The sequence below is a fragment of the Rhodobacter sp. JA431 genome (assembly GCF_900217725.1).
Taxonomy (GTDB): Bacteria; Pseudomonadota; Alphaproteobacteria; order Rhodobacterales; family Rhodobacteraceae; genus Rhodobacter; species Rhodobacter aestuarii.
On sequence record NZ_OBMP01000001.1, the window covers coordinates 456905 to 471382 of the forward strand.

2 protein-coding genes are annotated in these 14478 nt (G+C 57.9%); both read right to left on the minus strand.

Annotated features, from left to right (window positions below):
- Positions 1-240: 240 nt before the first annotated feature.
- Positions 241-13410 carry an Ig-like domain-containing protein gene (locus CRO18_RS01935; protein ID WP_097080864.1) on the minus strand — a complete coding sequence of 4390 codons (13170 nt, stop codon included), beginning with the start codon at positions 13408-13410 and terminating at the stop codon, positions 241-243.
- 270 nt (positions 13411-13680) lie between these two features.
- Positions 13681-14472 carry a pyruvate formate-lyase-activating protein gene (pflA, locus tag CRO18_RS01940; protein ID WP_097080865.1) on the minus strand — a complete coding sequence of 264 codons (792 nt, stop codon included), beginning with the start codon at positions 14470-14472 and terminating at the stop codon, positions 13681-13683.
- Positions 14473-14478 lie beyond the last annotated feature (6 nt).

Here is a 14478-nt window from a genome sequence, read left to right on the forward strand (position 1 = left end):
GCGCAAGGCGATTAACGAAGTTTAACAAATATGTGGATTACATGCGCCTTTCCTGAGCTTTTGCGGGCAAAAAAGATGAGCGACGCCCGTCAAAAAAGCGCTAAGGCACTCGAATGATCGCGGAGAAGGCACCTGCACGGAACCATAGGCAATTGCCCTTTTCTCAAGCAGGCAATCGCACAAAATTGGGGCGCAGGTCCCGAAACCCGCGCCCCCAAAGTACCAATACAGTGACCAACGTCAGATAATATCAATCTCGAACGGGGTGATGATGGTGGTGAATTCCTCTTCCGGGATCTCGATATCATCGAGTTGGAACAGAATGAACTCATCCTCATCAAAGCCCATGCCGCCCGGCAGATTGAGGTTGTTTACGATATTGGTGGCCACTTCCTGAACGATCTCGGCCGCGAAATCGAAGGGCAATTCGATCAGCGCCTCATCGAACAGCGACGAAACATCCAGCGAGCCATCCTCATTCAATTCATGCTCGCCCAGCGCGGCAAGGGCATATTCGGTCGAGAATTCTACCGTCCTGCCATCTTCGCCAACGGTAAAGGCCCCCGACAGATCGACACCAAGGAAGGTGAAGTTCGGATCGATGTCCAGTTTCAGGCGATATTCATAATCTACATCGCCCGAGAAGTGATATTCGGCCGTCCCCGCAACCGTATCGCCAGCAACACCGCTCGGCGCGAGTGTGACTTCCTCGCCCAAAGCGGCTTCGGTGCTCACATCGCCCAAGGTATAGGTCACGGTCACTTCATCCGGATCAAATTTCGCGATCTGGATCAGCTCCAGCCCTGCCGAAAGCTCTGCCGTGAACAGATCAAAGCCAAGCTCCATATTCATCTCGGCGCCATGGGCCACGTCTTTCAAGAAGCCGCCGATATCCGAAAGCGCTGTATCGACAAATCTTCCGACATCGAAGCCCAACAAATCATTCACAAAACCCGTAACATCTTCGATAAAATCACGCAGCGACGACACGCCTGTTTGCAGCGAATCTATTGCCGAATCCACGCTTTTAAGCAGCGCCAGCGGACCAGCAACAGCCCATTCAAGGAACGGCCCAGCGACCGCAATATGTGGCACGCCTTCAAGAACCTTTATCAGCCCTTCGATCGTGCTGCCTGCACCTTGCAAGATCCCTTTAACAACCTCAAGAACGCTATCTATGCCCGATTCGGCTGCTTCCAGCAGGTCGGAAACAAATTCACGGACAACCTGCGCCGGAGCCGCAAGCAAAGTTTCAATCACGTCGAAGGCACCGCCCAAAGCCTGCTGCGCGGCGTCAATGATCGCGTCGATCGTATCCAGCGTCTGATCGGTCGAAAGATGCGTCAGCGGCGTGTAGATATTGCCCGGGATCACGGAATCGATGGTTTCACCAAAGGCGTTGATCCCATCAAAAAGCCCGTTCACCGTGGCGGTCACCAATTCCGCTGGCTGCACGGCGACATCCCAACGGAAGCCATCTTCCAGTGTGGCCATGTATTCCCGTTGCATCGCCATTGAGGTGAGCAAGGACTGCGCCGGGCTCATCGTCGTTCCGGCGCCTGTTCCGGTCACGTCGGACACACCCATGATCGCCTTCACAAAGAAATCCATGATCCCTTCTTGAACGCCCTCGAGGTCAACATCGACATCAATCAACCTTGTGACCTGCCGCACTTCGATCTGTTGCAGACCATCACGGTCATCGGTGTCACGCCCATCTGCCGTGTCAGCAAAGCCCTCGATTTGCTCGGCATTTCCGATCGGCGCAGCGACGGCAACCGAAATCCCTTCAATCGGGGAAATACCGGTACCGCTTAGGATCGACACCAGCGTATCGGCTTTCACGTCAAGTTCTTTGGCATCAATCACACCAAAGACAGCTTCAGCGGTGACCTCCACAGGTTCGCCATCTTCGTCGCTGAGGATAAAGACCCCGGTGCCATCATCGCGATAGTCGTCAAACTCATTGAACATCGCGCGGCGACCAAGGTTCCAGATATCGCGCGCACTGGCCGTAGCCCCTGCGATAGCGATGTCGTCCCCGACATTTTCGCCATTTTCAGACAGTGTCGTAATCAGGTTCAAAGTCTCGTCAAAGACTTTGGCAGCATCCCCGCTGTCGATAGCGCTCAGCAAGGGGGCAAAGTCCACATCGCCAGAGAACAACCCCTCGATCATATTGCCGATATCGAGCGCCAACAGCGTGCTGGCGATTTTGTTGATATCGACCGGCAGTTCGACGCCGCTTGCTTCCATGATCGTTTCAAGGCTGTCGAGCAGGAATTCTTTCACCGTTTCGAGCGATTCCCCCAGATCGAAGGTGCGATCAAGCGACAGCGCCCCCGAAACAACCCCATCAAGATCGAAATCAAGGAAATCGCCGGACGCGAGCGACAGACCGATATTGCTGATCTGCGTATTGGGCAGAGCAAAGCCCGCTTGCACCGCAAAACGGCCAAGCCCAATCCCCTCGGTCGTCGTGGTTGGCGATTGGCTGACCAGATTGCCCGAAGAGAGCCGCACGGCAACACCTTCGGCCGCTTCTTCGGGCGTGCTCAGTTCCAGCGTCACCGGCTGGCTGATATTGGTCTTACCAAGCGTCGGCAGGTCGATATCCCAGCCAAACTCAAGGTCCAGCCCCAATTGCGCGTCAAAGACCGGGGTGAAGGTCAGCGGCCCCAGATCCAGTGGCAAGAACTGATCCACAAAGCTGGCAGCCTCGGCCACACCATCAATCACCGTTTGCGAGAAATCTTCGAGCGCGCCATTGGGCGGATCGACATCCTCAACACCGAAGGTCAGGTTGCCATCGGCGTCAATCGACAGCGTGAAGAGCTTGTTGATGTCGATCAGCGTAAAGTCGAGCAGACTATCCAGATCAATCCCGGCCATCGCCCCGATTTGCTCGATGAAATAGGTCGCCACATCGACCCCGCCATATTGGCGGAAGGTACCGCTGACTTGCGTGATGACAGAGTCAACCGGATCCGTGATTTCGATGGGCGCGGTGGCCCCCGTGACGGTGACCGTCACCGTTGATGTGTCAATACCGCCATGGCCATCCGTCACACTATAGCTCAGAACGGTGTCGCGGGTTTCGCCGGGGGCGAGGTCGCCAAAGGCATTGTTCGGCGCAAAGCTGAAGCTGCCATCCGTATTGAGGGTGAAAATGCCTCCAGCGCTGCCTGCAAAAGTCCCCGCTGCGACACCGGGCAAATCGCCCATGTCCGGATCAGCGCCATTGGCCAAAAGCCCCGCTGCAGCCCCTACGCTCAATGTGCGGTGCGCGCTTGTCGCATAGCCTTCATCGCCATCTTCGGGATTATCATTCTCCCCGGTAATGACCACGCGCAAGGCCCCCTCTGCCGTTGCACCAAGCGCATCGGCCAAAGTGTAGCTCAGGCTGTCTTCGGCGCTCTCCCCTTCACCAAGCCAGGCGAAGGCCCCATTAGGATCATAGGCAAAGCTGCCGTCGGCCTGCAGCACCACGAGTGCGCCCGAGGCCAACAAGACCGGCATACCAATCGCCGCAACATTGCCATTCAACGCCTGAATGGACAGCGTATCCCCCAGATCCGGGTCGGTGTCGTTCGCCAACAGATCGCCGCTGATCGCGGTGTTCTGGTCCGTCATGTCGCTGTCATCGCCGGCCACCGGCGCATCGTTCACACCGACAACCGTCACCCAAAGCTGCCCTTCGGCTTCGGCCCCCGCCTCATCGGCGACCACATAGGTGACCAAAACGCGTTGTTCGTCCCCTGCCCCCAAGGCGACAAAGCGATCTTCGGGATCAAGCGTCACCACGCCATCAGCAAAGCTCACCCCGATTTCGTCAGACGAAACCGAAATCACATGCAAAGCATCGCCATCGGGATCAAGGTCATTGGCCAAAAGGTCCGCAATATCGAGCGTCGCATCAGCCAACACACGCGCAGCATCCGCACGTGTCACCGGCGCGTTATTGGTGCCATCAATGAAGAGTGACAGATCATCAAAGACCAATCTTTCGACGTCATGCAGCCAGTCGGTGCCGCCAGGCCCATCCAAGCGCCAAGTGTTTGCATTGATCTGCGTCAGCGCCGTATCGAAAACAGAGCCCGCGATCACAGCCGTATCGGTTCCGTCACCGCCATAGACCACGTCATCGGCAAGGCTTAGAGCAACGGTTTCATCGCCCCAATTCAACCAAATCCCGCGGACATCGCGCAGCTCGGTTAAGGTCGACAGATCGGCACTCCCGCCCGCGTCAACAAGCAGACGCGCGCCATTCGCGGCAAACAGTTCCACGTCCTCGAAAACCGTGCCCGTGATGTTCAGATCATTCCACCAGAAGCGGAAAGAGGCGTTGTTCTGCACAACGTCAAAGCCCGTGCCACCGATGATCGTATCACCGCGCAGGTTGGTCCCCGCCGCGAAGAAGGTATCATCTCCTCCCTGCCCATCGACATAGTCGGCGCCTTCTCCGGCTTCGATCTCATCCGCACTCTGCGTGCCAATGATCGTTTCAGCACCACGATCACCGCGAATGCGGATCACACCATCCGTTTCAAGAACGGAAGCAAGATCAAGCACACCATCGCGCGCAAGCTCAATACGCCCGCCCTGCATTTCAAGTCGCTCGATATTGGTGATCGTTGCATGATCAAAGGTAATGAAGTTCCCACGCCAATCGTTGCGCAGCACGTCCCAACCGGCACCACCGTCAAGCACGTCATTTGCGGCAGCGCGATTGAAGACGACCAATGTGTCATCGCCCTCGCCGCCGACCACGGTGTCGTCGTCCCAACCGCCATCCAGCCAATCGTTTCCAGAGCCGCCAAGCAACTGGTCGGAACCGCGTTCGCCCGCCAGAAGATCATCACCTGCCATCCCGGCCAAAACATCATCGCCAAAACCGCCGTAGATCGCATCATCTTGCTGCGACCCGGTGATGCTCTCATCACCGCGATCCCCAACGATTGCGGCAACCCCCTGCACAAGGCCAATGCTCGAAAGGTCCAAGAACCCATCACGGTTGACGTGAATTCTGCCGCCCCGCAGGTCAAGCTCCTCGATCGAGGCAAATTCCGCCTCACCCAGAAGCAAATCCCCCCGACTGCGCGCGCTTTGGATCAGGTCATAGCCTTCGCCGCCCTCAAACAGGGTCAAGAAGCCATCGCTATAGTTCAGCGAGAAGACATCATCGCCCGCTGTACCTTGCACGGTGTCCTCAGGTTCAGGGTCAACGGTGATTTGCACCACCGCCTGCGACTTACCCCCATGCCCATCCGACACCTCGTAGGAGAAGCTGTCTTCGCCATGGTAATTGGCATCGGGCCGATAAATCAGCGTGCCGCCCGGCCCCGCGCTGACGGTGCCATGCGCGGCAGCGGCCACAACGGTTGCCGTAAGCGCATCCCCATCAACATCCGTATCATTGGCAAGCACATCAATGGTCACAGAGCCGTCTTCGGCGACCAGCACCTGATCGTCAGAGGCCACGGGAGCATCGTTTTCACCGACAACAGTGATCGTGAGCCGCGAGGTCGCAACACCATCCACCCCGTCAGACACCTGTACATCGGCGGTCACATCGACCGTTTCCCCCGCCGCGAGGTATTCAAAGTCACCATCCGGGTCAAAAGCCAGTTCGGTCGACGAAATTTGCGTGAGTTGCCCCGCACTAGGCTGCGTGAACCCGGTGATCGTGACCATTTCGCCGTCCACTTCAATGTCGTTTAGCGTGACATCAAGGCTGGCGGTGCCGTTTTCGGACACGGTCAACACATCATCGGCGGCGCGCACCATATCGCCTACCGGCGTCACGGTGACCGTCGCTGTTCCCTCGGCGGTCGCCCCTTGCGGATCGGCCACGGTGTAAGAGATGATGGTCGTCCCATTGAAATCGGCAGCGGGCCGGAACGTTACGAGCCCCTCTGCGCTGACCTCGACAGCACCGTCGGGGCAAGTTGCAGCCACCACGGTCAGATGCCCGGCATCGGCGGTATCAACATCGCTGTCATTCGCGGCCGGATCAAAGGAGAGCGTACCATCCTCGACCATTGTTGCGGCATCCGCAATCGCGACCGGCGCATCATTCACGCCGACAATGGTCAGTTCTGCCTCGCGCACCTCGGGCGTACCATCGGCCCCTGTCACCGTGAAGCGGAAGGTTTGGGTCGTTTCTTCCCCTTCATTTAGGGTCTCAAAATCCCCCTCTGCATCAAAGATAACGGTGCCGTTGGCACCAACGGCCATCGCCCCACCACCGTCAAGCGGCATCAACCGCCCGATATTCGCAGCGCTGCCCTCAACCTTCGCAAGCGCTTCGGTCAGGGCATCAATCAGCGCAGTACCAGAGACTTGCAGCCCCGGCGCGGCCGAGAAGCGCAGTGCGGTGCTATCAATCGCACCGCCGATCTCCACTTGGAAGTTGCTGACCACCTGCGTGAAACGATCCGCGCCGATCTCAACATCCTCCAGCGTGAAGAGCCGGATTTCGTTGTAATCAAGGTCGGTCGTCTGTCCGGCGAGTTCGCCAAAGCTTTCGCGGATTTCATCGACGACCACATTCGCCACATCTTCAAACAGGCCGAAGGGCAGTTCAAGCAGAGCATCGTCAAAGGCTTCGCCAAAGTTCAGCGAGCCCAAATCTTCAAGCGTGAAATCATCGGTGAGCTTGATCGCGGCATAGTCGAAATCCAGATCGTAATTGGCAGACCCGTCGCCAACACCAAGCGAGCCGGCAATATCAAAGCCGTACAATTCAAGTGTCGGAGCAATATCAAGCCGCAGGATATAATCGTAATCTACCGCGCCTGAGAAACTATAGGCCACCTCTCCATTGAGCACATCGCCCGGAGCCCCGGCGGCCAAGAATTGCGCCGCTTCATCATAGCTGCCCGTCACCTCGACACCGTCAATCATATAGGTGACCTGCACCTCATCGGGGTCGAACCGCGCCACCTGTACAAGGTCGATACCTGCCTCAATCACGAAATCGATCAGATCGAAATCGGTGCTCAGCTGCAGGTCGATCCCGCGCGCCAAATCTTTGACGAAATCGGCAAAGGTATTGATTCCGAGTTCGATATCGTCGCCAACTTGGGCAAAGTAATCACGCGCACCTGTGACGATGTCGCGGATGAAAACTTCAATATTTGAAATGGCCTCTGGGCCAGCCTCGGCGATATCCAAGAGATTGTCGAAGATGCTGAGGACGGGGCTAAGCCCCACATCGATATGGAACACATCAGCGGCTGTATTCACCAGCCAGCGCAAGGTATTGATGATCCCCGTCATCCCGGCGGCCGCGATGTCCCCAATACCACCAAGCGTCTCAATGATCGCCTGCGAGGTCGGATCGTTCGCAATGAAGTCGAACACCTCCGAAGCAGCCCCAGTGATTCCTTTCAACAAGGTCACAAGGTCCTGCGCAAAACCGTCAATGATCGTATCGAGCGAAGTCTCAAGTTGCTCCGCCGTGATTTCCGCGATCATCGGGATCGCATTGCTCCCAGACAATCCGAGCAAGCTATTGATCGCACCGGCGACGCTGTTCAAAAGACCGCCAACCCCATTGGTGAGTTCGGCAACCAATTCGGTCTGCTTGATTTCCGCGCTTAAAGTGAACCCTTCTTCGGCGGTTTTCTGCGCCTCTTCGGACATGATCAGGGCCGCATTGGCCGCGATATTCGCGCCGATGATGATCGGGATCAGTTCGGGCTGCGCCTTCGCGGCCTCAAGCCCCGCCTCGGTCGCTTTATCAAGCGCAATCCGCACCACCGCAGGAGCGAATTTTTCATAATCGAAGCTGACACCCGCCAAGCGGGTGATCTGTGTCACCTCGATCTCGCTGGTGCCTGCACGAGCGGTTGTATCGACGGTGCCTTCGCCGTCATTCACGAAACCCTCAATGTCATCAACATTGCCAATCGGCAGATCGGCGGTCAGCGTCAGACCTTCGATGGGGGTGAAGCCATCCACCGTCAACAGCTGACGCAAAGTACCAACGGCCCCATCAATCCCCGTGGTCTCGATCACCACATTGACCAGATCCGCCGTGACATGAATTGTCTCGCCCTCGGGCGTTTCAAGCGTGAAGAGCCCACGCCCATCCGCATCCCAAATGTCGAAATCATTGAAACGCGCACGGTCACTCAGGGCTTGCAACTCAGAGGGTTTCAACTCTGCGCCGCCCACGTTGTAAGTCGTGGCGGCATTGCTCGCGACGATCCCAACGGCCTTTTGAATGTATCGGCCAAGTGCCGTGATCGTGGCGCTGGACGGATCATTGACGAAATCCGAAACGAGCTTGAAGAACTCGGGAATCCCTGCCTCAATCAGCCCGTCGAGCACATCTTCGAAAGATAGCGAAATCTCCGACACCATACCGGCGCCATCTTCGTCAACGCCCAAGGCCGCAAGCAGATTGAACTCGTGGTTCAGGCCAACAAAGCCTTCTGCCAGCCCATCAATATCCAATCCAAGGAAATCTTGCGTCCCGAACGAAAGCCCCACGTTGGAGACGGTCAAATCGGTCAGCCCATAGCCCGCATCAATGGTGATGTCGCCAATGCCGACGGTTTGCAGCACCGTGGTGGGCGAAAGCGAGACCAGATTGTCAGACCAAAGCACAAAATTCTGCCATGCCTGCACCGGGCTATCGGGCACCAAAAGATCAATCTCAATCGGTTGGAAGATCGCCGTGCGCCCAAGCGAGGGCAGATCAATATCCCACCCGAGCTTCGCCATGATCGTCGCATCAATCTCAAACGTCGGACCGAAATAGACCGGCGTGATTGGCGCGGTTAGGATCGGATTGGCAAAGCCTGTCAGATAATCCGCAGCGGCATCCAACTCCGCGCCAAAGCCAGAAAGCATTGCCGTGCTATCGGGGTTGTTGTCGGTGATATCGACATTCAACCCCGTATCCGGTCCATAACTGACTTGGATCCGGGTATCGATATCGATCAGGTCCATATCCAGCAAGCTCGCCAGATCGAAATCGACACTGTCATCAAGCCGGGCGAACAGTTCACCCAGCACATCAACGCCACCCATCTGTTCGAACGTGCCCGAGATCGCAATCCGGGTCATTTCGCTTTCATCGGGCAGATCGGCCGGATCAACGTTTTCACTCCCGTAGCTCGAAGGCGTCACAAGGACGCTGAGCACGGCAGTATCCGTGCCCCCATGGCCATCGGAAACCGTATATTCCATCGAGGTGAGGCGGCTTTCCCCCAAGGCCAGATCATCGAAATCTTGCCCGGCCTCAAACCGCCATGCGCCATCGGCCATAAGCGCGAAAGTGCCCCCCGCGCTGCCCGTGGTGGTGAACCCCTGCCTCGCCACAAGCACGCCAGCTTCTAGAATGAAGAAGGTTTCTTCCACGCCACCGGACACACCAGAGACGACAAGCTGATCGCCTGCATCAATATCTGTGTCATTGGACAGAACCCCATCCGCGGCCACTTCGATGCTGCCGCGCGCGGTGGTGATGAAGCCATCGTCATCGGCGGCGTCCGGGGCATCGTTCAACCCGGCGATATGCAGGCTCAGCGTGGCAGTGCTGGTTGCGCCATGTGCATCGGCCACCGTGTAAGTGACGGTTTCCACGGCTTCTTGCCCCACACCAAGGCTTTGATAGCCCGGTCCGGCGGTGAAGGTAAAAGTGCCATCGGCAGCAAGGTCCAAAACCGCACCCGAGGCAAAGCTGCGCGTGAACCCTTCGGCCGTGGCCGTGCCCCCCTCGAGCCCCGCAATCTGCAGGGCATCACCGGTGTCAATGTCGGTGTCATTGATGAGCAAATTGCCTGAGGCCAAAGTGCCTTCGGCCAGATCCGCCCGATCATCCACTGCCACCGGTGCATCATTGGCGCCCATTACAGTGACCGTCACCGCAACCGACACAGTCTGCCCCGCAGCATCCGAAAGCTGATAGGTCATCGTATCTTCTGCGCTTTGCCCCGCGCCAAGTGCCTCAAAGGCCCCATTGGGGTTAAGCGTGATCGCGCTGCCATCAAACGCGGCGGTGACCCATGTCCCGCCCGAGACACCGGTAATCGCAATCGGCCCACCGCCAATGTCAAAATCATTGGCAAGGAACTGATCAACAGCAAAGCTCTGCGCGGCATCTTCGCCAATCGTCACCGCATCCGGCGCACCGAAGGGCAGATTGTCCCGCCCATCAAGGAACAAGGTGTAGTCGTCAAAGCGCAGTTCCTCGACGCCATAAAGCTGGTCGCGCCCCCCTTCGAGGCTTTCGACGATCGCCCGCCCCCGACCGATATTCGAGATCGAAGCATCCGCCACCGAACCAGAGATTAAAACCACATCCCAGCCATGCCCGGCATCAATGAGATCATCCCCACGCGATCCGCCAATGACTTCATTGCGATGGGTGCCGAGAATCCCACGCACATCCCGGAGCGTCTCAACGCTACGCAAATCAAGCGCGCCATTGCTGACACGGATCCAACCACCACGGGCGTCGATCTCTTCCACCCCTTCAAAGCTTGCGCCCGTCAGGTCGAGGTAGCCGCCGCGCTTGGCATTGCGCACGATGTCATAACCTGTACCGCCAGAAACCGTGTCGTCCCGCCCGTCACACCCAGCCACAAGGAACTGATCGTCCCCCGCACCGCCATCAAGAGCATCGGCCCCTTCGCCGCCAACAAGCGTGTCGGCGCCTTCGCCGCCGCTCAGCCTATCGGCACCTTCCTCCCCTGAGAGATGGTCATCACCGCCCGCACCAAACACCTGATCGTCGCCGCGATCCGCCCTGATCACGTCGCCCTGCTGCGACCCGGTGATCGTTTCGTTGCCGCGGTCCCCCTCGATCCTTCGGGCATTCACCAACTGGCCAAGGGTAGAGAGGTCCATCGCCCCATCGCGATCGACAACAATCACACCATTTTGGGCATCGAGCGTTTCAATGCTGTCAAAAACCGTCCCGGTCAGGTTCAGTTTGTCCCAAATGCGCCCGGCGTTGACGACCGTATCGGTGCCACCTCCCCCGTAAAAACCCGCCAAGCGCCCATCAGTGCCGCGGATTTCGAACGTGTCATCCCCCTCCGTGCCCTCATAAATGATTTCCGGGCGCGACAGGATATTGATCTGGACGCTATTGGTATCCGTGCCACCCTGTCCGTCAGAAATTGTGTAGCTGATCACTTCGGGGCCGAAATAGTCCGCCTCCGGCGTGTAGCGCACTTGGCCATCCGCGGTGATTTCTGCCACACCATGCAGCGCCTCCACCGCGATGATCATCAGCGCATCGCCATCGACATCGGTGTCATTGCCCGCAAGATCAAAGATCGCGGTGCTATCTTCCTGCATCTCCTGATCTGGGTCAGCCACGGCAACGGGGGCATCATTGACCGGGGTGACATGGATCGTCAGCGTGGCTGTATCTGAAAGCGCCCCATCCCGCGCGGTTAGGGTCAGCACTTCGGTGCCGTTCGCGTTTGCATCCGGCGTATAAGTGAAGCTGCCATCCTCAGACAGATTGAGCGTCCCAAAGGCAGGTTCCGACCCAGCGGCCAGCTCCCAAGTTACCGCATCCCCATCCCCATCTTGCGCTGTAAGCTGGCCGTTGATGACCGTATCTTCCGGCCCACCAACGGTTAGATCATCAGCCACGGGGGCATCATCTTGCGGCGCAATGGTGAGTGAGACCGTCCCCGGAATGGCACTTGTCCCGTCGCTGACCTCATAGCTGAAGCTATCCATGCCATTGGCGTTTGCGTCCGGCGTATAGATGAAACTGCCGTCGGGATTGAGTTCAAGGCTGCCTAAACTGGGCAGGGTGGTCACGCTGTAAACCAGCACATCCCCATCGGCATCCGTCGCGCCCAGCTGCCCAGCAAGGCTCCCATCTTCAATCAGCGAGAAACTCTCAGCCTGAACCACCGGCGCATCTTCCACCGGGCGTACGGTGATCGTCGCCGTCCCATAGCTCGGCAGGCCAGCCGCCCCGGTTACAACAAAAGTGAATCCGTCCTCGCCATCAAAGTCCGCGTCCGGCGTGTAACGATAGTGACCATCTGCCGACACCTCGACCGTGCCATGTGTCGGCGCGCCCCCTGCTGCCAATGCAAATGCCAGCGTCCCACCATTCGGGTCAAACGCATCAAGCCGCCCTGAAAGCGCCGCATCTTCATCTGTTGTGCCGGTTTCATTGATCACCGTCGGGGGCGTGGCAGTCGCCGAAATGGTCACCACCGCCGTTGCCCTAACGACCGAGAACCCATCGCTCACGGTATAAGTAAAGCTATCGGTTCCCGAAAAACCCGCATAGGGCACATAGTCAAAGCTACCGTCTGCCTGCAGGGTCAGCGTGCCACGCGAGGGCCCGGTTTCCGTGGCGAAGTTGAGCGTATCGTGATCGACATCAGATGCCAAAAGCTGGCCATTCAGCGTGCCATTGCGGCTCACGGCAAAGCTGGTATCTTGCGCGACCGGCGCCGTGTTAAACGCAACCTGCAAACCACCAAGATCGACACTAAGCGCCCCGCCTGAGCCGCTTGCACCATCATCGCTGTAGCTGGCCGAAATCGTTCCCGCAGTGCCACTTGTGTCGGTGTAGATCACCGCATCAGGTCGCGACAGGAAACTGTTCAAGGCGGCAAGCGTCCCTGTCAGGATCAGCGCCTCAGAACCATCGCCGGTCACCGTCAGGGCTGAGGCATCACCGCCAATGCTCAACGTTCCCGCGCCGGGTGTTGCGTTCAGCGTCAGCGTCCCAACCGAGGCGCTCGTCGCATCCACATCGGCCAGTTCAATCCCCGACAGATCAAGGCCAACCGAGCCGCCACGCAACATCGCCGCATCGCCAAGCAAATCGGTGCCCACATTCGTCGGGGCATCATTGATACCGGTGACCTCGACCGTCACCTCCGCCGAGGTCACGCCGCCCTCGCTATCGGTCACAGTGTAGGTGAACCGGTCTGTCCCGACAAAATTTTCATTCGGAGTGTAGGTGTAGTTCCCACCTGCTAAAATGCTCGCCGTGCCGTTGCTGGGGGCTCTATCAAGGGCAAAACTGAAAGCGTTCCCTTCAACATCCGTAGCGGTCAACAGGCCAGAGATTGCCACCTCTTCAGCCGTCGTGCGCGCGACAGACGACGTTTCCGGCGCGTCATTCACCGAGGCAACATTCAGGTAGATCGTGTAGCGCGCAGCTTCGTCGCTACCGTCCAGAACCCGATACGTAAATGTATCTTCACCGTAGTAATCTGCACTCGGAGTATACGTGTAGTCACCGCCTTCGATCTTTAGAACACCATGCGATGTGGTGCTGAGAAGCTCAAAAACCGGGGCCGCGACATCGTTCGGCTTTAGCAATGCAGACGTGACCTCAATGTCCTCATAAAGGTCGGCTTCAAAACGAAGGGTGGCGGCATTAAATTCAATTTCACCATTGGACATGGCTTGGCGCTCCACAGAATGGCTGTTCTAAAACACTTCAGTGGGCGCGCATTTATGCCTAAACTTTAGTCAAATTTGCTCATTTTCGCAATATTTTTTCAAAAAGCTTACCCCAAGGAACTTTATCGAACCCAATGGCGCAAATTTCGCTTTGGCGCGCAGGGGGGAGAACTGCATGGACGCGCAGAAATTCTCCCGTCAGTCATGGCGCATAAGCGATCCTAACCGGGCCTTACGCACACGGTTTACGAAACTGTCGAAAGGGTGCCTTCAGCAGGCTGCGAGCCCGCGTGCGCGAAAAATCTCGCGCGCCGCGTCCGCCGCACCGGGCGTTGGCGTTGGGGTGTTTTCCAAATGGTAGGTCATCCCCAATTGCGCCCATTTCGATTGGCCCAATTGGTGGAACGGCAGAACCTCGACCATCTCGACCGAGGGGCCAAGCCCGGCAACGTAATCCGCCATCCGCGCCACCTCGTCAGCGGCATCGGTCCAGCCAGGCACCAGCACATAGCGGATACGCATCTGCTTGCCGAGCCGCACCATCCGCTCGGCACAATCAAGCGTCGGTTGCAGCGCCTGCGCGGTTAGCGCCTGATGGCGCGCGGGGTCGATATGCTTGATATCAAGCATGACAAGGTCGATCGGGTCGAACCAATCATCTGCCACACGGTCATGAAGATGGCCTTGCGTATCCAGCGCGATATGCAGGCCATATTTTTCCTTGATCGCGCGTGCGGTCGCGTTGACGAATTCGGCCTGCATCATCGGCTCGCCGCCCGAAAAGGTGACCCCGCCCGCGAATTTCAAGAACCGCGCCAGATGCCCCACTTCGCCCAGAAGATCATCGACCGAGACCCGGCGCCCATTGTGCAGCTTCCACGTATCCGGGTTGTGGCAGTAAAGGCACCGGAACTGACAGCCCGACAAAAAGAACACAAAGCGCATGCCGGGGCCATCCACCGCCGCCCCCGATTCGAGCGAATGCAAGAAGCCATGACACGCGGCATCATGCGGGTCGCAAAGCGGCGGCTCGAATTGGGTCTGCGGCAGGGGGGCAGTCATCGTCTC